General features: G+C 66.5%; 18 protein-coding genes. 8 read left to right on the top strand and 10 right to left on the bottom strand.

Annotated features, from left to right (window positions below; translation table 11 throughout):
- Positions 1 to 484 precede the first annotated feature (484 nt).
- Positions 485 to 1,489, bottom strand: a complete 1,005-nt coding sequence (locus A5678_RS02860; RefSeq protein WP_156746733.1) for a glycoside hydrolase family 6 protein — start codon at positions 1,487 to 1,489, stop codon at positions 485 to 487.
- A 163-nt stretch (positions 1,490 to 1,652) separates the two neighbouring features.
- Here A5678_RS02860 and A5678_RS02855 point away from each other — a divergent pair, with 163 nt between their 5' ends.
- Positions 1,653 to 2,684: a fused (3R)-hydroxyacyl-ACP dehydratase subunits HadA/HadB gene (locus tag A5678_RS02855; protein ID WP_068038074.1), complete on the top strand. Its 1,032-nt coding sequence runs from the start codon at positions 1,653 to 1,655 to the stop codon at positions 2,682 to 2,684.
- A 21-nt stretch (positions 2,685 to 2,705) separates the two neighbouring features.
- Here A5678_RS02855 and dnaB read toward each other — a convergent pair whose 3' ends face one another.
- The 9 genes from dnaB to A5678_RS02810 all read right to left on the bottom strand — a co-directional run bounded on the left by dnaB (position 2,706) and on the right by A5678_RS02810 (position 11,752).
- The gene (gene dnaB, locus A5678_RS02850) at positions 2,706 to 4,082 is read right to left on the bottom strand and encodes a replicative DNA helicase (protein WP_068038072.1); all 1,377 of its coding nucleotides are present in this window, start codon (positions 4,080 to 4,082) and stop codon (positions 2,706 to 2,708) included.
- Between the two features lie 529 nt (positions 4,083 to 4,611).
- A complete protein-coding gene (gene rplI / locus A5678_RS02845; RefSeq protein ID WP_068038070.1) occupies positions 4,612 to 5,070 on the bottom strand; it encodes a 50S ribosomal protein L9 in 459 nt (152 codons plus the stop codon).
- Positions 5,071 to 5,101: 31 nt separating this feature from the next.
- Positions 5,102 to 5,356, bottom strand: coding sequence for a 30S ribosomal protein S18 (gene rpsR / locus A5678_RS02840; RefSeq protein WP_068038067.1), 255 nt, complete (start codon positions 5,354 to 5,356; stop codon positions 5,102 to 5,104).
- Between the two features lie 36 nt (positions 5,357 to 5,392).
- Positions 5,393 to 5,905 (bottom strand): single-stranded DNA-binding protein, encoded by a 513-nt coding sequence (locus A5678_RS02835; RefSeq protein ID WP_068038065.1) that lies wholly within the window; start codon positions 5,903 to 5,905, stop codon positions 5,393 to 5,395.
- Between the two features lie 112 nt (positions 5,906 to 6,017).
- A complete protein-coding gene (gene rpsF / locus A5678_RS02830) occupies positions 6,018 to 6,308 on the bottom strand; it encodes a 30S ribosomal protein S6 (protein ID WP_036362157.1) in 291 nt (96 codons plus the stop codon).
- Positions 6,309 to 6,452: 144 nt separating this feature from the next.
- Complete coding sequence (locus A5678_RS02825; RefSeq protein ID WP_068038062.1) at positions 6,453 to 7,094, bottom strand: DJ-1/PfpI family protein; 642 nt, start codon at positions 7,092 to 7,094, stop codon at positions 6,453 to 6,455.
- Positions 7,091 to 8,734, bottom strand: a complete 1,644-nt coding sequence (locus tag A5678_RS02820) for a glycosyltransferase family 87 protein (RefSeq protein ID WP_068038059.1) — start codon at positions 8,732 to 8,734, stop codon at positions 7,091 to 7,093. The genes A5678_RS02825 and A5678_RS02820 overlap by 4 nt, the downstream gene beginning before the upstream one ends.
- Positions 8,731 to 11,187 carry a transglycosylase domain-containing protein gene (locus A5678_RS02815; RefSeq protein WP_231983564.1) on the bottom strand — a complete coding sequence of 819 codons (2,457 nt, stop codon included), beginning with the start codon at positions 11,185 to 11,187 and terminating at the stop codon, positions 8,731 to 8,733. Before A5678_RS02815 ends, A5678_RS02820 begins: the two co-directional genes overlap by 4 nt.
- Positions 11,188 to 11,326: 139 nt before the next feature.
- Positions 11,327 to 11,752, bottom strand: coding sequence for a DUF5318 family protein (locus A5678_RS02810; RefSeq protein ID WP_068038250.1), 426 nt, complete (start codon positions 11,750 to 11,752; stop codon positions 11,327 to 11,329).
- Positions 11,753 to 11,874: 122 nt separating this feature from the next.
- Between A5678_RS02810 and A5678_RS02805 the strand changes: the two genes are divergently transcribed.
- The 7 genes from A5678_RS02805 (at position 11,875) to A5678_RS02775 (ending at position 18,881) form a co-directional block, all read left to right on the top strand.
- Positions 11,875 to 12,756 (top strand): DUF1707 domain-containing protein, encoded by an 882-nt coding sequence (locus A5678_RS02805; RefSeq protein ID WP_068038051.1) that lies wholly within the window; start codon positions 11,875 to 11,877, stop codon positions 12,754 to 12,756.
- A gap of 135 nt (positions 12,757 to 12,891) precedes the next feature.
- The gene (locus A5678_RS02800) at positions 12,892 to 13,434 is read left to right on the top strand and encodes a PadR family transcriptional regulator (RefSeq protein ID WP_067949264.1); all 543 of its coding nucleotides are present in this window, start codon (positions 12,892 to 12,894) and stop codon (positions 13,432 to 13,434) included.
- 59 nt (positions 13,435 to 13,493) lie between these two features.
- On the top strand, positions 13,494 to 14,600 hold the full coding sequence (locus tag A5678_RS02795; RefSeq protein WP_068038048.1) for an inositol-3-phosphate synthase: 1,107 nt from the start codon (positions 13,494 to 13,496) through the stop codon (positions 14,598 to 14,600).
- A 334-nt stretch (positions 14,601 to 14,934) separates the two neighbouring features.
- The gene (locus A5678_RS02790; protein ID WP_068038046.1) at positions 14,935 to 15,732 is read left to right on the top strand and encodes an alpha/beta hydrolase; all 798 of its coding nucleotides are present in this window, start codon (positions 14,935 to 14,937) and stop codon (positions 15,730 to 15,732) included.
- Positions 15,733 to 15,781: 49 nt separating this feature from the next.
- A complete protein-coding gene (locus tag A5678_RS02785; protein ID WP_068038042.1) occupies positions 15,782 to 16,909 on the top strand; it encodes an LLM class flavin-dependent oxidoreductase in 1,128 nt (375 codons plus the stop codon).
- Positions 16,906 to 18,081, top strand: coding sequence for a sulfotransferase (locus tag A5678_RS02780; protein ID WP_068038246.1), 1,176 nt, complete (start codon positions 16,906 to 16,908; stop codon positions 18,079 to 18,081). The genes A5678_RS02785 and A5678_RS02780 overlap by 4 nt, the downstream gene beginning before the upstream one ends.
- Complete coding sequence (locus A5678_RS02775) at positions 18,078 to 18,881, top strand: sugar phosphate isomerase/epimerase (RefSeq protein WP_068038039.1); 804 nt, start codon at positions 18,078 to 18,080, stop codon at positions 18,879 to 18,881. The genes A5678_RS02780 and A5678_RS02775 overlap by 4 nt, the downstream gene beginning before the upstream one ends.

Here is an 18,881-nt window from a genome sequence, read left to right as displayed (position 1 = left end):
TGGCGGTGGCGGCGGTGCTGGCGGGTTGTCCCAACTTCCGGGTGTGCCCGCGGGTACCTGCACCCCAAGCCAGTTACACGGCATCATCGATCGCCACGCGATGAACGCGCACTGCTGCTCGGGCGTCAACGGACCAGGACCCGCGCACGGCGGCGTTCCAGGCACACCGCAGACGGGATCAGCGGACGCAGTGGGTAGCCCGAGGAAGTTGCTGGCGGCGACCATCAACGCGACGGCTGCGACAAACCCCCCGATGAGACGCTCAAGATGGCTCATGTCTAACTCGAATCTCCTCGCCGATTCACCGAGCGTAACGCCAGTAATTCACGCTCGCTGGCGGTTCGAACCGATCGCCGGAATTGTTCGCCGCGAGTGCTGTCGGGCTTGAAGGCCTGACGTTGCGAGGCGTTTGCACGGTAGTGCCGGTAGTGCCGAGCACGCAGCCAATCGCGCCCCAGGGCTGTGGCCTCGGCGTGAATCCCGGCTACTGACCACCCTTGCGGGCCAGATCGACGGCGTACTGACTCACAAAAGTGCCCGCCGCCGGATCACCTTTGCCGCATGATCCGTCCGATTCACCGGGACGTTTGATCCACAGGTACGCGTCGGCGTGGGCGCCCGCGGTGGCCGCCGTAGGCGGAGTGCCCAGTGCCCGCCCGCTGGGGTTGCACCAGTTGAGTCCGGAGTCCGGCGCTGGACCGGCGCCATTGCGCGACGTGTCGATCACGTAGTGCGATCCGGTCGTGAGCCCGGAAATCGCTTCGCCGTAACCGATTTCGTCCTCGGTGGTGAAGAAGTTCGCCGTATTGAGGCTGAAACCGCGCGCGTGGTCCACGCCGGCCTGCTTCAGCCTGCCGGCCATGTCCTCGGCGCTATGCCAGCGCAGGTGACCGGCATCGACGTAGACGGCCGCGTTCGGATCGCGCGTAAGCGTGTCGACGGCGTACCGGACCAAGTCGTAGCGTTCTTGGCGCTCATCGGCCGACAGGCAATCGGCCATCGCGAGCGCGTCGGGTTCGACGACGATCGCGACCCGAGAGCCGCCCGCACCGGCGGCGATGCCGTCGATCCAGCTTCGGTACTCTGCCCCCGATCCCATCCCACCCGCGGCGAAGCTGCCGCAATCACGGTGCGGAATCCCATAGATCGCCAGGACCGGGATGGCGCCGGCGGCGTTCGCATCGCCAACGTACTTTCCGACCGTGCCTGCCGATGAGCCCGGGACGATCCAGTACGCCTGCGGTGTGTTGGCGATAGCGGTCAACTCGGGGCTCGGCGGGTCGGCGCTCTGGGCGGCGCGCATGGCCGCCGAATTGGGATTGACGTAGAACGGGGCTCCAGCCAGCGGGTCCCCGTCGCTGGTCAAGCGCACCGTCGGGGCGGGGCCGACATGTGGCGTGCCGGCAGAGATACAAAGGCAGGCAACGACCGCAACAGTTAGGGCGGGAGCGATCCATCGCGCGAGAGCGCTAGCAGCTGACGACATCACGCTAGGGAAACTAGTGCCTCCGCGCGATGGCCGCGAAACCGGTCCGAAATTCGATGACATGGGCTTGACGACGACATAGCCGCCGTCATGTCGGGGCTATCGTGCACGCTAGGGTGCGTTCGCCGGCCTCCGTGAACAGGCCAGTAGAAAAGTTGGGCAATTCATGACCGCAGCAACAGAAACGTCAGTGCTCGAATCGCGGGTAGGCCATTACTACCAGGTCGACGACACATACCAGGTCGGCCGCGAGAAGATACGCGAGTTCGCGCGTGCCGTGCAGGACTATCACCCCGCGCACTGGAATGTCGCCGCTGCCGCTGAGCTGGGATATTCGGGCCTGGTGGCGCCGCTGACATTCACGTCGGCCCCCGCAATGGCAGCCAATCGACACCTGTTCGAATCGGTGGTCATCGGTTACGAGATGTACCTGCAGACCGAAGAAGTCTTCGAGCAGCATCGACCGATCGTCGCCGGCGACGAACTACACATCGACGTCGAGCTGTCATCGGTGCGCAGAATCGCGGGCAGAGACCTGATCACCGTGACCAACACTTTCACCGACACTGCCGGCGAGCGCGTGCATACGCTTCACACCACCGTCGTCGGCGTCACTTCCGAGGATGTCGATCCGGCGATCCGGACGATCGCGCAGCAAGTGATGATGCACGACGTGAACCTCGCCGGCATCGACTACTCCGATGCGGCCTACCACAAGACAGTGCGCCCCGAGGGGGAGATTCGCATCGCCCAGGGAGATCCGACCCGTATCCCCGGGACGCCATCCTTCGATGACGTAAATGTCGGCGACGAGTTACCGGTGCACCACGCCCGACTATCCCGCGGCGACCTGGTGAACTACGCCGGAGTGGCCTGCGACGCAAACCCGCTTCACTGGGACGAGAACCTCGCCAAACTGGCGGGGCAGCCTGATGTGATCGCTCACGGAATGCTCACCATGGGTTTGGGTGCCGGATTCGCCTCCGCATGGTCGGGTGATCCCGGCGCGGTGACCCGCTACGCGGTGCGCCTGTCCCAGCCTGTGATCGTGTCGGCCGCCGGGGGTGCGGACATCGAATACAGCGGCCGGATCAAGTCGCTGGACCCGGCAACCCGCACCGGTGTCGTCATTGTCGGCGCGAAGTCCGCTGGCCGGAAGATCTTTGGCCTGGCGACGTTGCACCTCCGCTTTCGCTGACAGGAGGACCTAACCTCTGCGCTACCGCGCCATGTTGGAGAAACGTGACAGGTGCAGTTGGTGCGCGACGGTGACCGTCTTGGTCGGGCCGTTACGGTGTTTGGCGAGAATGAAATCCGCCTCTCCCCCGCGCGGATCGTCCCGCTCGAACGCGTCGGGCCGGTTGAGCAGGATCACCATGTCGGCGTCCTGCTCGAGCGATCCCGACTCACGAAGGTCAGAGAGCATCGGCTTCTTGTCGGTGCGCTGCTCGGGGCCGCGGTTGAGCTGGCTGATCGCGACAACGGGAACCTCGAGTTCCTTGGCCAACAATTTGAGTTGGCGCGAGAACTCCGAAACCTCTAGCTGACGCGACTCAACCTTCTTGCCCGACGACATCAGCTGCAGATAGTCGACCACGACCAGACGCAAGTCGGCCTTCTGCTTCAACCGGCGCGCCTTGGCGCGGATCTCCATCATGGTCAGGTTCGGCGAGTCGTCGATATACAGTGGCGCCTCGCTGATTTCGCTCATCCGCCGCGCCAACCGCGTCCAGTCGTCGTCGCTCATGCGCCCGGAACGCATATCGGCGAGTTTGATCTTCGCTTCCGCCGAAAGCAGCCGCATGACGATCTCGGACTTGCTCATCTCCAGCGAGAAGATGACGCTGGCCAGCCTGTGCTTGATCGAGCAGGACCGCAAGAAATCCAGACCAAGAGTCGATTTGCCCACCCCGGGCCTGGCCGCCACGATGATCATCTGCCCGGCGTGCAGACCGTTGGTCACCTCGTCGAGCTCGGTGAAGCCGGTGGGCACACCGCGCGCGACTCCGCCGTTGGAAGCGATGGCGTCGATCTCGTCCATCGTCGGCTGCAGCAGGTCCTCCAACGGGACGAAGTCCTCCGACGTCCGGCGCTCGGCCACCTCATAGATCTCCGCCTGCGCCCGGTCGACCACCTCAGCTACATCGGCGCCCTCGGCGCCCGCGTAGCCGTACTGCACTACACGCGTCCCGGCCTCCACCAGTCGGCGCAGCAGCGCCTTCTCGGCCACGATGGTGGCGTAGTAGCCCGCGTTGGCCGCTGTCGGCACGGTCGAGATCAGGGTGTGCAGATAAGGCGCACCACCGATGCGCCGCAGCATCCCGCGGCGGTCCAGTTCCGCGGCCACCGTCACCGCGTCGGCCGGCTCGCCGCGGCCGTAGAGGTCCAGGATCGCGTCGTAGACGTTCTGATGCGCGGGGCGGTAGAAGTCGCCGGGCCGCAGCCGTTCCAGCACATCGGCGATGGCGTCCTTACTCAGCAGCATGCCGCCCAGCACCGCCTGCTCCGCGGCGAGGTCCTGCGGTGGCTGACGGCCGAAGTCCTCACTGGGCGCCGGCGAATCCATGCCCGACGCCAGGTCATCGACGACCGCCATGGATCCCTCCTCCCCTGCCACGCATCCGAACGTACATTCGAAAACCGCTCTCGTCAGCGTAAGTCAAGGAGCCGACACTTTCGCCCCACAGCACTCGCACGCCTCGCGCCGGGACGACGTTAGACGTTGCTGGCTACTAGGTGAAAGGGCCGCTGTTCATGAACCTGTGCATCGTGTGTGCATATCCGTCGACACCTGTGTTGAGTGGGGTGTGGAGAACCTGTGTATGAATTCAAGGGGCTCTGACATCGGTGCTGTTAAGGGCCATGTAACGCGACGAAATTCGTGTGGACAAGAATCACTACGGCGTGTCGCCGCAGGTTACTGCGCCGGGCGTGTTGGCTTTCGGCCATATTTTCGCCGCGTTACGGCAGGGTAAATAGGGTCCTCTGGAGACCCCCTGGCGATAGTTCGCTAGGACGCGCGTCTGCGACCGCCCGCCCTGCGGCCAGACCGCGTGACCGCAGCACAACTGAGCCCGGCGGCGGCCGATGATGGCCGCCGCCGGGAATGAGCAAACGCTGGAGGCTTAGCTCTCCGCAACGACCTCGAGTGCGACCTCGACGTCGATGTCGGGATGCAGGTGCACCGACACCGGGTGGGTGCCGACCGCCTTGATGTGCGACTTGGGCAACCGGACGATTCGTTTGTCCAGGTTGGGTCCGCCGGCCTGCTTGATGGCCGCGACGACGTCACCGGACGTCACCGAGCCGAACAGCTTGCCGGAGTCGGCCGCCGTCCGCACCGGCAACCGGATGGGGCCCAGCGCCTCGATCGCCGTCTTGAGTTCGTGGGCGTGCCCGAGGTCGCGCACCGCCTTGCCTTCGCGGGAACGGCGGATCTCGTCGGCCTGCTTCTGCGCGCCGCGCGAGGCGACGATCGCCAGCCCACGCGGGAGCAGGAAGTTGCGGCCATAGCCGTCCTTGACCTCGACCGTGTCGCCGACGGTACCCAGGTGGTCGACGTCGGCCGTCAGAATCAGCTTCATCCTTTTCGTACTTTCGCTTCGGGTTCGGCGGCTATCGCGCCGAGGAGGTGAAGGGCAGCAGAGCCACCTCGCGGGCGTTCTTCACCGCGATCGCGATGTCGCGCTGGTGCTGCACGCAGTTGCCGGTGACGCGCCGCGCCCGGATCTTGCCGCGCTCACTGATATAGGTGCGCAGCAACGCGGTGTCCTTGTAATCGATCGCTTGCCCCTTTTTCGCGCAGAAGACACACTTCCGCGTCTTGACCGGCTTTTCCGGAGCCGGACGTCGCTTGCTGGACTTAGCCATGACTGTCTTTCTTTCCGTTTCTTGCTGTTGAAGTTTTTAGAACGGTGGTTCGTCGTCGCCGCCGCCGAAGGACCCGGATGCCGGGGCGCTGCCCCACGGGTCGTCGGCGGGTGCGCTGCTCGCCGGCGCAGATCCCTGACGGGACCCACCGCCGCCACCGAAGCCGCCACCACCGCCACCGCTGCGGCTGGCCTTGTTGACCTTGGCCGTGGCGTACCGCAGCGAGGGCCCGATCTCGTCGACCTCGACCTCGACGACGGTGCGCTTCTCGCCTTCGCGCGTCTCGAAGGAACGCTGCTTGAGCCGGCCGGTCACGATCACACGTGCGCCGCGGGTGAGGCTCTCGGCGACGTTCTCGGCGGCTTCCCGCCAGATGTTGCATCGCAAGAAGAGCGCCTCGCCGTCTTTCCATTCCCCGCTCTGACGGTCATAGATCCGCGGTGTCGACGCCACGGTGAAATTCGCGACGGCGGCGCCGGACGGAGTGAACCGCAGTTCGGGGTCGGCTGTCAGGTTTCCGACAACGGTGATAGTGGTGTCACCAGCCACAATTTCCTCCTCGTTCCGCCCTGCTACTCGCTGCTCCGACGGTGAATGGCACGTATCCTCGCTGAGCCTACGCAAGTCCACCGACCGTGGGCCCGCGACTCAGTCACGGGTGTTAGTGCTTGTCGGTGCGCATGACCTTGGTGCGCAAGACCGACTCGTTGAGGCTCAGCTGGCGGTCGAGCTCGGAGACCGTCGCCGGCTCCGCCTTCAGGTCGACGACGACATAGATGCCTTCGGCGTGCTTGGCGATCTCGTAGGCCAGCCGGCGCCGGCCCCAGATGTCGACCTTTTCGACGGTGCCGCCGTCTTTACGGACGACGTTCAGGAACGTCTCCAAGGACGGAGCAACCGTGCGCTCGTCGAGCGTGGGGTCAAGAATGACCATGATTTCGTATGGACGCATGGAAACCTCACCACCTCCTCTGGTCTGAACGGCCACGGTCGTTCCGTGGCAGGAGGGTCGCCTGCGTCGGCAACCGGATCAGGCTACCGGATGGGCGGGGTGGCCTCCAAAATCGGGACGAATCCGGGCGCTCGAACAATCCGGCTATCGCCGGGCGTCCAGGTATTCGGTCGCCCGGTCCACCGTCGCTTGATCGGCCTTGGCCAGGGCGCCGGAATCGAACGGCGGCTGCGGGTCGTATTCGATGAGCAGCTGAGCGGCCCGCGCGGCCTGGCGGTCGACCAGGAGCTCGACCAGCCGCAGGGCCATGTCGAGGCCGCTGGAGACCCCGGCGGCGGTGATGATCCGCTGCGGCAGGTGCTCGACGACCCGGTCCGGCACATATTGGGCGCCCAGCTCGTTGAGCAGGTCCCTGGCCCGCCAGTGCGTCGTGGCGGTGAGCCCGTCGAGCAGGCCCGCAGCGGCCAGCAGCAGCGCGCCGGTGCACACCGACGTGGTGAACTTCGTGGTCGGGTGAACGGCTTGCAGCCAGGCGCGGATGGTGTGGTCGTGGATCAGCCGGCGCGTGCCGATCCCGCCGGGAAACAGCACCACATCCGGTGAGGTGACCTCGTCGAATCTCGCATCGCAGCTGAGGCCGAGCATCCCGTTCTCCGTGCGGACCTCGCCCCGGCGGTGACCGATGAACACCACCTCGACCGACGGGATGCGTTGCAACACTTCGTAAGGTCCCACCGCGTCGAGCGCGGTCACCCGGGGGAATAGCGGGATGGCGACCAGAGTCATGGCGCCGCTCCAGCCGGCACCGCGGACTCAATCTCGGGGTCCGGCGCCGGGCGCATGCCGACGGGTCCTAGCCAGTCCGGCAGCCACCGGGGCGGGGCGTCCGGGGCGCGGTCGAAGGGGCCGCCCGAGGGGTCGTCCACCCGGCCGTTCCAGCGCACCAGGTCCTCGTCGGGCCGATAGATCTGGCGGATCACCAACGCGCACAGCCCGATGACGGCGATGTCACGCAGCAAGACCGTCGTGGTGAAGAACTGCTCCGGCAGCGAGCGGTTCGGGTTGCCGTATAGGTAGTACATCCGCGGCACCCACACCACCGCATCAATGGTCATCCACGCCAGCAGGATCCGGCGATGCGGCAGGGCCAGCACCGCCAGCGGCACCAGCCAGAGTGAGAACTGCGGGCTCCACACCTTGTTGGTCAACAGGAAAACCGCCACCACCAAGAACAGGAGCTGCGCCAGACGCGGCCGCTTGGGGGCCGTCATCACCACGTATGCGATTGCCGCACAACCGATTACAAACAGAACCGTGACCACCGTGTTCAGCACGGTCGGCGGCTCCCAGAACCCGAGCTTGGCATCGAACCCGCGCCAGCCGGTGAACGACTTCACCACGTTGTAAAGCGAATCCATGTCGTCGCCGCGCCGGGTGTTGAGCCGGAAGAATTCCGACCACCCGCGCGGAAACAGCACCAACACCGGCAGGTTCACCAAGAGCCACGTCACTGCGGCGGTCCCGGTGGTGCGGGCCAGGGCGCGAAAGCGCCCCGTCCGGATCGCCAGGACCACCATGGGACCGAGGAACAACAGCGGATACAGCTTGGCCGCGGCGCCCAGTCCGATCAGCACGCCGGCCAACACCGGTTTGCGCCGCGCCCACGCCAGCAGCCCGGCCATCGCGAATGCCGTTGCCAGCGCGTCGAAATTGGTGAAGATCTGGAAGATCAGCAGGGGCGATGCGGCCACCAGGGCCGCGTCCCAGATCCGGCGCCCCGCCAGGCCGGCGGTCGCCCAAACGGTGGCGAGCCAGGCCAGCGCCAGGCCGAACGCCGCGACGTTGAAGAACATCACCACCTCGGCGACCACCGGGAGCGGAGCGAGCTTACTCAGCGCGGTATAGGTCTTCGCCAGCGCCATGGACACGTACTGATACATCCCGGTCAGCACCGGATATTCCATGTAGCGCACCGCGGGCCGGCCGTCGTAGCGGGTCTGGGGGGTGCCGCTGCCGTCGGTCTCGATCCAGCTCGACTTGTACGGAAACTTGCCCTGGCTCAACAACTCCGCGCCGTACAGCGGAACCGTATCGGAGTAGCACAACTCGTAGTACGCGCGTTGGTTCTCCCAGTTGGCGACCCGTTGGTCACCCGTCCCGGCGCCTGTGCTTTGCAGGCAGGCCGCCTTCGTCGACCAGCCGAGCGCCAGGAATACCAGCCCGATCAAGAACATCACCCGCAGCGGGGTCATCACCCGGGCGCGGCCGATCAGCGCGTGCCTGCCCACCGGTCCCCCGATGACGTCCGCCAGCGCGGCGCCCAACGCGTCGGTGCGGCTCGGGCAGTCGCGGTTGTCGACGCTGCGCAGATCGCCGGCCAGCGGCTCCGGAGAAATGGTGGCGCTGCCCCGCTCAGGGTCGGTCACGGCGGCGGTGACGACGGGGGAGCTTGTGGTCCACCCGGCGGCACGCCCGGCTCGGGTCCGCCGGGTCCGCCGGGTCCGCCGGGTCCGCCGGGGCCGCCAGGGCCGCCACCGCCGGGCGGTGATGGCCCAACGGTGACCGTCGTGGGTGGGCCGACGGGGATGGTGATGCCGGGCGCCACTTCGACGGTGGGCTGAATGACGGTCACCGACGGCGCGGGCGGCGGGGGCGGCGGCGCCGGGACACCCGCATAACCGCCGATCTCGGTCGGCTTGGGGAAGGATTCGTTGGATGTGCCCTTCAGGGCGCCGTCCATCGTGGACTTCCAGATGTCCGACGGCAGTCCGGAGCCGTAAACCGGTGCGCCCGAGGCGGTTACGAGCGGCACGTCGCCCTTGGCGGTGCCCACCCACACGGCCGTCGACAACGACGGCGTGTACCCGACCATCCAGGCGTCCTTATCGGCGTTGGTGTCACCCAGCTGCGTGGTGCCCGTCTTGGCGGCCGACGGCCTGCCACCGGACAAGGAGTGGCCGCGCGAATAGCTGGCGATCGGCTCCATGGCCGCGGTGACGTTGTCGGCCACCGCCTTGGGGATGCGCTGCTCGCCGTTGTTGTCGGAGTTGCTCGCGTCGAAGAGCACCTGGCCTTCGGAGTTGACGACCTTCTGCACGAAATGCGGCCGGTGGTAGACACCGGAGGCGGCAAGCGTGGCGTACGCCGAGGCCATGTCGATGACGCGGGTCTGGTACTGCCCCAGCACCACTCCGTTGTTCGGCGGCCCGCCCTTGCCGTCCTCGGACAGGGTGTGGTCCACGCCGGGGAAGCTGGTCGCGATGCCGGCCTGGTGCGCGGCGTCGGCGACGGCCTGCGGTCCGCCCTTGAGTTTGAGCATCAACCGGTAATAGGAGGTGTTCAGCGATTGCTTGAGCGCCTGGGCGATGTTGCAGGTCCCGCAGCCCTCGCCGTCCACGTTGGTGATCTTGATGCCGTCGACGGTCAGCGGCGAACTGTCGACCTGGTAACCCAGCCCGATCCCCTGCTCGAGCGCGGCGACCAAGGCAAACACCTTGAACGACGACCCAGTTTGCAGGCCCGCCTGCGCGAAGTCGAAACCGTTGGCGTCCGTACCGCCGTAGTAGGCGCGTATCGACCCGTCGTGGGGGTCGATTGACACCACGGCCGACCGCATGTCGGGGTCTTGCCCGTCAAGGTATTTCGACACAGCCTTCTCGGCGGCCTGCTGGGCTTTGGGGTCGATGGTGGTGGTGACCTGCAGGCCCTGGGTGTTCAGGGTGCGCTCGTCGATGTTGAACAGCTCCATCAACTCTTTGGTCACCTGACGCTCGATGAGCCCGTTGGGGCCCGTCGTCTGGTTCTCCGCACGCGCCTGGTCGGGTGGCACCGTCTGCGGGAACTCCTGCGCGGCGCGGTCACTGGGCGACAGCGCCTTGGTCTCCACCATGCCGTCGAGCACCCAGTTCCAACGGGCCCGCGCGCCCTGCGGATCGACGGCCGGGTCCAGCGCCGACGGCCGACGGATCAGCGCCGCCAGCAGCGCCCCCTCCGAGACGGTCAACTGCTCGACGGGCTTGTTGAAGTAAGCCTTGGTGGCGGCGGAGATGCCGTACGCGCCCCGGCCGAAGTAGATGATGTTCAGGTAGGCCTGCAGCACATCGTCTTTCGACCACTCCCCCGACATCTTGGTCGCGATCACCAGTTCCTTGGCCTTGCGCATCAGACCGCTTATGCCGTGTTGAGCCGACCCCACCAGCGCGTTCTTCACGTATTGCTGGGTGATGGTCGACCCGCCCTGCAGGTCACCGTTGCCGAAGAGGTTGTTGTTCACCGCGCGCGCGAAGCCGCTGAAGTCGAACCCCGGGTTGGAATAGAAGTTGCGGTCTTCGGCGGCGATCACCGCCTGGCGCACGTGCACCGGCACTTGGTTGATGTTGACGTCGACCCGATTGCCTTCGGGCGGAATGATTTTGGCGATCTCTGACCCGTCGCTGGCCAGGATGGTGGAGACCTGGTTGGTGCGCAGGTCGCCCGGCTTGGGGATGTCGACGATGAAGTAGGCCATCGTGAACGTGACGATCGGCAAGAGCACCAGCACCGCCGCCGACAGGTAGGCCGCTCGCCGCACCCACAACCAGTTGATCTGCTGGGTCCAGTGGACCTCACGCGGCGGCCGGGGCCCGAAGCCATCCGGCCCACCGGGGCGTCCCCCCGGCCCGGGCGGCGGTGGTGGCCCTTCCGGCGGGCGGCCGCCCGCGGTCGGCCGCTCACGGCGCGGCGGCGTCCGGCTGTCGAGCGCGGCCTTGACCTCCTCGAGCGCATCGCGCTGCAAGGGCGTCGACGGTGGGCTGTCCAGCGCGGCCTTGACTTCCTCGATGCTGGGATCGGGGCGCCGGGGCGACCGGTCATCGACGACCGGCGGAAGGATGGTCGTCAGCCGGTCATCGGGCGGAACCCCGCGGCGCTGGCCGGCCGCCGACGACGCGCCGCGCGGACGCTCGCCGCTTCCGTGTTTCCCCGCCCGCTCAGTCGTCGGCCCATCCGCGTCGCCGGACGACTGGTTCTGGCGTCCGTCGTTATTCAATGGCCGTGCGCGCGCCGTTTCGCGCCGTCCGCGTGCCGCGGGTGCCCTTGGGCGGGCGCGCCGCTCCGAGCACGTACGACTTGACCAGATGATTCCACTCGCAGGTTCGGCATACCTCCACGACGTGGACAGCGAACTCCTCGAAGCGAGTCGCGAGCAAGACCAACTCTTCGGCCGTGCGTGCCGAGCCTGATACCGGACCGAGGTGTTCGCCGAACACCCACGACACCAGAGTCAGCTGCTCCTTGCGGCAGATCGGGCACATGACCTGGCTCGATTTCCCGTGAAACTTGGCGGCGCGCAGCAGATAAGGGTTTGCGTCACAAACCTCGGACACGCCCGTGCGGCCCGAGTACACCTCGGCCAGCAGTGCTCGCCGCCGGAGCGCGTAGTCCACCACTTGTCGCTGCAGTCGCACGCCCACCAGAGTACGTCGCCATCCGGACCGCCGATACGCAACCAAACCTGTGGCGGCCCGCGCGGGGTACCGGGGCGGTGGCATTGTGCGCCGAACGGCGCCCGGACTCTACGATCATCCCCGTGGCGAAGTGGCTCGGGACGTCGCTGGGCGGCGGGGTGGCGGCGAGCACTCGCGCCAAAGACATCAACCGGCAGGACGCCTGCAAGATCCTCGACAACGCCCTGACCGACGGTGAGCTCTCCATGGAGGAGCACCGCGAACGGGTCAGCGCGGCCACCAAGGCGGTCACACTCGGCGATCTGCAGGCCCTGGTGACCGACCTGCAAACCGACAGCAGCGCGCTTCAGACGCCTGTCGCCCAGGCCCGGCCGGTGCCGCCGAAGCTGCGCGGCTGGGGCATGCTTGCCGCCGCATTCGTCGTCTCGGTGCTACTGGGCGTCGGCATCGGCTGGGGCATGTACGGCAACACCAAGTCACCGCTGGATTTCACCACCGACCCCGGAGCCAAGCCTGACGGCATCGGCCCCGTGGTGCTGACCCCGCCCACCCAACTGCATTCGGTCGGCGGACTGACCGGCCTGATCGAGCAAACTCGCAAACGGTTCGGCGACGTCGTGGGGTATCGACTCGTGATCTACCCGACCTACGCCGTCCTCGACCGGCCGGACCGCTCCGACGATCGCCGGGTGCTGGCCTACACCTACCGCGGCGGCTGGGGCGACCCGACCAGCTCGGCCAAAAGTTCGGCCGACGGTCCCCTTCCGGTCGACCTGAGCAAGTTCGACGTCACGGCGACGGTGGGCATCATGCGCGGCGCACCGCAGACCCTCCACATGAAGCCGTCGGACATCAAAACCGAATACTTGAACATCGAACCGGCGACGGACCCGACCACCCCCGGTGCCCTGTCGCTATCGCTGTATGTCTCCAGCGACTACGGTGGTGGCTACATCGTCTTCGCAGGTGACGGCACCGTCAAGCAACTGAACCTGCCGTCTTAGCCGGCCCGACTTCATTCCGCGTCCCCGGACTAATAGCGGACGAACATTCGGTGGTGTTGTGGCGAATATATCGAGACGATACGATTACGCGAGGCGTCGGACCGTCGTAACCAACCATGCAAAGGGGGTGATTCGATGCTCGAGCTCGCCATCCTGGGCCTCCTCATCGAATCGCCGATGCATGGTTACGAGTTGCGCAAACGGCTAACCGGCCTCCTCGGTGCGTTCCGTGCCTTCTCGTACGGTTCGCTCTACCCGGCCCTGCGGCGGATGCAGGCCGAAGGGTTGATCGCCGAGGACGCCGCCCCGGCCGGAACGCCGGTTCGGCGCGCCCGACGCGTCTACCAGCTAACCGACGAGGGCCGTCGGCGCTTCGCGGAGCTGGTGGCCGACACCGGCCCGCACAACTACACCGACGACGGCTTCGGGGTACACCTGGCGTTCTTCAACCGGACTCCGGCAGAGGCGCGCATGCGCATCCTGGAAGGTCGCCGCCGTCAGGTCGAGGAGCGGCGGGAGGGCTTGCGCGAGGCCGTGGCGCGGGCCAGTAACTCGTTCGACCGCTACACCCGCCAACTTCACCAACTGGGGCTCGAGTCCAGTGAGCGCGAAGTGAAGTGGCTCAACGAGCTCATTGCTGCGGAGCGGGCCATGCCCGGCCTCTCCGAGCAGACGTAGAACCCCTGCACGAATCCCATCAGCTGCGACACAAAGTTATGGAGTTAGGAGAACGCCCTATGAGTGAGCACCAGCCGCCGAAGGCGGAAGAGGCGCAGTCGGACGTACGAGTCGCCATTGTCGGCGTCGGTAACTGCGCTTCTTCGCTGGTACAGGGCGTCGAGTATTACCAGAACGCTGACGAGAACAGCACCGTGCCCGGTCTGATGCACGTGAAGTTCGGCCAATACCACGTGCGCGACGTCAAGTTCGTCGCGGCCTTCGACGTGGACGCGAAGAAGGTCGGCTTCGACCTGTCCGATGCGATCTTCGCCTCGGAGAACAACACGATCAAGATCGCCGACGTGCCGCCCACCAATGTGACGGTGCAGCGCGGCCCGACGCTCGACGGCATCGGCAAGTACTACGCCGACACCATCGAGGTGTCCGACGCCGAGCCGGTCGACGTGGTCAAGGTCCTCAAGGAGAACAACGTCGACGTGCTGGTGTCCTACCTGCCGGTGGGCTCCGAGGAGGCCGACAAGTTCTACGCCCAGTGCGCCATCGACGCCGGCGTGGCGTTCGTCAACGCGCTGCCGGTGTTCATCGCCTCGGACCCGGTGTGGGCGAAGAAGTTCGCCGACGCGGGCGTGCCGATCGTCGGCGACGACATCAAGAGCCAGGTCGGCGCCACCATCACCCACCGGGTGATGGCCAAGCTGTTCGAGGACCGCGGCGTGCAACTGGACCGCACCATGCAGCTCAATGTGGGCGGCAACATGGACTTCCTCAACATGCTCGAGCGCGAACGGCTGGAGTCCAAGAAGATCTCCAAGACGCAGGCCGTCACCTCCAACCTGCAGCGCGAGTTCAAGACCAAAGACGTGCACATCGGCCCGTCCGACCACGTCGGCTGGCTCGACGACCGCAAGTGGGCGTACGTCCGGCTCGAGGGCCGCGCGTTCGGCGACGTGCCGCTGAACCTGGAGTACAAGCTCGAGGTGTGGGACTCGCCCAACTCGGCGGGCGTCATCATCGACGCGGTGCGGGCGGCCAAGATCGCCAAGGATCGCGGCATCGGCGGACCGGTGATCCCGGCGTCGGCCTACCTGATGAAGAGCCCGCCGAAGCAACTGCCGGACGACATCGCGCGTGCACAGCTCGAACAGTTCATCATCGAGGGCTGACCCTTTTTCACCGATTGTGCGGTGAGGTCGCGCTACTGCGGCTTCACCGCACTTTCGTTTGGCGCGGTCATTCGGTCACGCCAGCGTGACGCTCGGCGACCGCAGCCACGCTGGCGTGACGCTCGGTGCTGCGGCCGGTTGCCGCCGTCATTCACAGGAGTCACAAGAGGGTCGGCGTGTGCTGCGTGTCCGCCTCACAGCGACTACGCGGCAAGTGAGCGCCGAGCCGCGCGAAGGGCAGTCGCTCTGAGGCGGACAACCGGCACATGCGCTGATTCTTGTTACCGAAGTGATTCGACCGTTGATGACACCCTTGGGTGTCATCCTTTGTTCCATGTCCGGCGCCAAGCATGTCGTTCTCATCCACGGCACGTGGGGCCGCGGCGATCACTGGGGTCCCGCTCGCGTGGCCTTCGAGGAACGCGGTTATACGGTGCACACCCCGACGCTCCGCCATCACGAATTGCCTTTGGCAGAGGGCGCCATGAAAATCGCGTCGCTGAGCATGCATGACTACACGGAAGACCTCGTCGCGCTCGTCGATTCGCTAGGCTCGCCACCGCTGTTGGTGGGACTGTCACTGGGCGGTCTGCTGGCGCAGCTCGTCGCCGCACGTACCCGTCATGCCGGCGTCATCGCCGCCTGCCCGACACCGGCGGCAGGCATCTTCGCTCCGACTCCTGCAACGCTGCGCAGTTTCGGGAGCGTGTTCGGGCGGCACTTTTTACAGCCGCGACCGTGGGCCAACCCGCTGTATCCCACTACGTGGCCCCGGTTTCGCCGGTGGGTAGCCAACGCGCAGACCGAAGAGGTTGCCCGTGAGGTATTCGCCGGCTTCGTCTGCGAATCGGGGCGCGCGTATTGCGAGATCGTCTTTCCATTTCTGGACCGGGGCAAAGCCGCCACCGTCGACTTCGCCGCGATTGCGACGCCGGTGCTTGCGATCCGCGGCGAACACGATCGTATGGTGCCGCCCCAGATCGCCCCTAAGACGGCCGCGCGCTATCCGCGGGGGACCTGCGTGGACATTCCCGGCTCGGACCACCTCGTCTTTTCCGGGAATGCGCTCCCGGTAACCATGGCGTACATCGACGAATGGCTCGCCACGAACCGCGTGCTCACTAACGCCTAGCTTGAAATCGTCCACACGACGCTGGGCAGGTGCTTAGCATCATCTCTCGATGACCGTTCAGCCCGCCGCTTTCCTGCGCACGACACTTCCCCTGGACCTGTCGCGGCTCGAAGAACTGGACAGCGGCCGGTACCACTCGATCTGGCTGCCCGACCACATGGTCAGCTTCTGGCCGGACTCGATTTGGACGCCCGAGTTCACCGATCTCGCCACCGCGTCCCCGTCGCCGCACCGTCACCTCGACGGCCTGGCGGTGGCCGCCGCGGCCGCCGTCCTGACCGAGAACGTTCCGCTCGTCACCGCCGTGGTCGACACCGTGCGCCGCCACCCCAGCATGCTGGCCCAGACGGCGCTGACCATCGACCATCTCGCCAAGGGACGGTTCATCCTCGGCCTGGGCAGCGGCGAAAGCGAAAACACCGTGCCCTACGGGTTCGACTTCGCGAGACCGGTCAGCCGTTTCGAGGAGGCGCTGACGGTGATCCGCCTGCTCTGGGAGAGCGACGGCCCGGTCGATTTCGACGGCCAGTTCTACTCGCTACGCCACGCTCGGCTGGACACCGAACCCTACGCCGGCCGGGCACCGCAGATCTGGATCGGCGCCAGCGGCCCGCGCATGCTGGACATCGCCGGCCGGCACGCCGACGGGTGGTGGCCGGCCGGCGCATGGACGCCGGAGCAATATGCCGAAATGCTCTCCGCGGTAAGGGCATCCGCGGACCGCGCCGGTCGCGATCCGCTGGCGATCACTCCGTGCTTCATCCAGGTGTGTCTGATCGGCGAGGACGACGACGCCCTCGCGGAGATCCTGCGGGCACCCCTGGTCAAGGCGTTCCTGCTGCAGGTCTCGGCAGAGACGTTGCGCGGCTTCGGATTTGAGCACCCCATGGGCGAGCGATGGCGTGGATTCCTGGACATCGACCCGGCGGTGCTCACCCACGAGCGAATCGTCGCGTTCCTCGACAAAGCGCGGCCCGAGATGGTGCTGGCCGTCGTGCCGCATGGGACGCCGGCGGAGGTTGCCAAGATCATCAAGACGTACGTGGACGCCGGACTGCGCGTGCCCAAGATCCTGGACTACGGCGCCATGGGCGCCCTCAGCTACGCCGAGGCTTCGGCGGCAAACGTCCGCGCCGCCGAAGACGAACTGTTGCGGCTGTGCGGGCGGCCGTCGTGACGATTGCCCTGGACGCCGCCGAGCTGCTCGCCGCCGCGGAGGCCGAAACCGGACTGCGCGACTACGGCGATCCGACACTGCCGCAACGCTTCCGCATCGCCGTCGATCACCTGAACGGCCTCGGCATGGACGCCGACGGCAACCGGCAGGCCGCGGAGGTGTGTCGCTGGCTGTTGACGTCGCGGCTGGAATTCATCGAAGACCGCAACCGCTACCCGATCGCCGACGAGGTGATCGAGGAGCCGATGTTCGTGACGGGCGAACCCCGTTCGGGCACAACGCTCATGCACGCCCTGATGTCCGTCGATCCGCAGGCGCGGGCGCTGCGCTTCTGGGAAGTGATGTATCCGTCACCGCCACCGGGTCTGGCCGGTACCGAGGATGACCGGCGGCGGCGGGCCGACGCCGACTGGCGCGAGATCAACGCCAAGCTGCCCAAGTGGCTGCACAGCCACCCCTACAACGACATGCTGGGCGACGGTCTGCCCGAAGACGAGCGCACCTGGGCGTTCGACTTCCGGGTGATGACACCCACCGCCTGGTGGCGCGTGCCGATGCAGTCGCTGGTAGGCGGCCTGGCCACCGACGCGGCGGCGCAATATCGGCTGCACAAAGCCATGCTGCAACAGCTCCAGTACGGCCGAGAGCAAAAGCAGTGGGTCCTCAAGGGTTTTCACGGCTTCCGCCTAAAGGAGCTGTTCGACACCTATCCCGACGCGCACATGGTATGGCTGCACCGCGACCCCGTACAGGTCGCCGCGTCACGCACCATGATGATGGCCGACATCGCCGAAGGCATCGTCGGTCCGGTCGATCTGCACGCGGAAGCGAAAAAGCACCTCGAGATGACCCGCGCCAGCATCGCCAACACGATGAGCAACCCCTTGGTGGACGACCCCCGCATCCTGCACATGCGCTACGCCGACTTCATCGCCGACCACATCGGCACCGTGCGGCGCTACTATGCGTTCTGCGGTCGCGAGTTGACGGACGACGCCGAATCGGCGATGCGCGCCTACCTCACCGGCAATCGCGGCGATCGCTACGGCAAATTCCGCTACTCCACGCAACTGCTGATCGACATCGGCGAAGACCTCGACGCGCTGCACGCGGAATTCCGGTCGTTCCGAGAGCGATTCGGCGTCGCCATCGAGAACCGGGCATTGACATGACCGAAACCCACCAACGCCTATCGGTGCACAGCGTCACCTTCTACGGCGACTCGCTCCATGAACTGCAAGGACACTGGGCGGCGCTGGGCGTCTCCCGGCTAAGCATCCTGGACAGCCAACTGCTCGACCCGGAATTCCCAATCATCCTGCAGCACAACGACTACACCGTGGAGGCCGTCTACCACCTGTTTGCCGGCGGCGCGCTCTCCAACGACCCAGAGGCCGCCCGCGCCGGGCTGTGTGCCGTGATCGACGCCGCGGCAGCCGTCGGCGCGCGCACCGTGTACTTGCTCACCGGCGGGCGCGGTGACCTCAGCTGGACACAGGCCGTCGAACGGTTCTGCGCCCTGGTGGCCCCGTGCGTGGCACACGCCAAAACGGCCGGGGTGGCGCTGGCCATCGAGAACGCTTCCAGCCTGTACGCCGACATCCACCTCGCCCACACGTTGCGGGACACCGTCACGCTGGCCGAGATGGGCGACCTGAGCGTGTGCCTCGACGTGTTCCACTGCTGGGCCGAGGGCGATTTCGAGGCTATGGTGCAACGGGCGCTGCCGCGCACGGCTCTCATCCAATTGAGTGACTACGTGCTCGGTGACCGGGCGCTGCCGGGCCGGGCGGTTCCCGGTGACGGCACCATTCCGATCGAAGCGTTCGTCGCCGAAGCGCTCGGCAGCGGTTATCCGCACGGTTTCGACCTGGAACTGATCGGGCCCCGCATTGACCGGGAGGGGCGCCTGGAATCCGCCCGGCGCGCGTGCGATGTGGTCGGCGGAATGCTCGACAAGCTGGAGGCGTGA

It is taken from the genome of Mycobacterium sp. E2733, assembly GCF_001667585.1.
In the GTDB taxonomy this organism is placed as follows: domain Bacteria; phylum Actinomycetota; class Actinomycetes; order Mycobacteriales; family Mycobacteriaceae; genus Mycobacterium.
The sequence above is the reverse complement of the archived record's forward strand: the minus strand, read 5'-3'. Positions and strand labels throughout refer to the sequence as shown.

What these genes read in the sequence shown, in the direction of transcription:
- dnaB (WP_068038072.1), bottom strand. Translation starts at nt 4,082, where the DNA reads ATGGCGGTCGTCGATGACCTGGCGTCGGGCATGGATTCGCCGGCGCCC.
- A5678_RS02855 (WP_068038074.1), top strand. Translation starts at nt 1,653, where the DNA reads ATGACCGCAGCAACAGAAACGTCAGTGCTCGAATCGCGGGTAGGCCAT.
- A5678_RS02800 (WP_067949264.1), top strand. Translation starts at nt 12,892, where the DNA reads ATGCTCGAGCTCGCCATCCTGGGCCTCCTCATCGAATCGCCGATGCAT.
- A5678_RS02790 (WP_068038046.1), top strand. Translation starts at nt 14,935, where the DNA reads ATGTCCGGCGCCAAGCATGTCGTTCTCATCCACGGCACGTGGGGCCGC.
- A5678_RS02825 (WP_068038062.1), bottom strand. Translation starts at nt 7,094, where the DNA reads ATGACTCTGGTCGCCATCCCGCTATTCCCCCGGGTGACCGCGCTCGAC.
- rpsR (WP_068038067.1), bottom strand. Translation starts at nt 5,356, where the DNA reads ATGGCTAAGTCCAGCAAGCGACGTCCGGCTCCGGAAAAGCCGGTCAAG.
- A5678_RS02785 (WP_068038042.1), top strand. Translation starts at nt 15,782, where the DNA reads ATGACCGTTCAGCCCGCCGCTTTCCTGCGCACGACACTTCCCCTGGAC.
- rpsF (WP_036362157.1), bottom strand. Translation starts at nt 6,308, where the DNA reads ATGCGTCCATACGAAATCATGGTCATTCTTGACCCCACGCTCGACGAG.
- A5678_RS02795 (WP_068038048.1), top strand. Translation starts at nt 13,494, where the DNA reads ATGAGTGAGCACCAGCCGCCGAAGGCGGAAGAGGCGCAGTCGGACGTA.
- A5678_RS02775 (WP_068038039.1), top strand. Translation starts at nt 18,078, where the DNA reads ATGACCGAAACCCACCAACGCCTATCGGTGCACAGCGTCACCTTCTAC.
- rplI (WP_068038070.1), bottom strand. Translation starts at nt 5,070, where the DNA reads ATGAAGCTGATTCTGACGGCCGACGTCGACCACCTGGGTACCGTCGGC.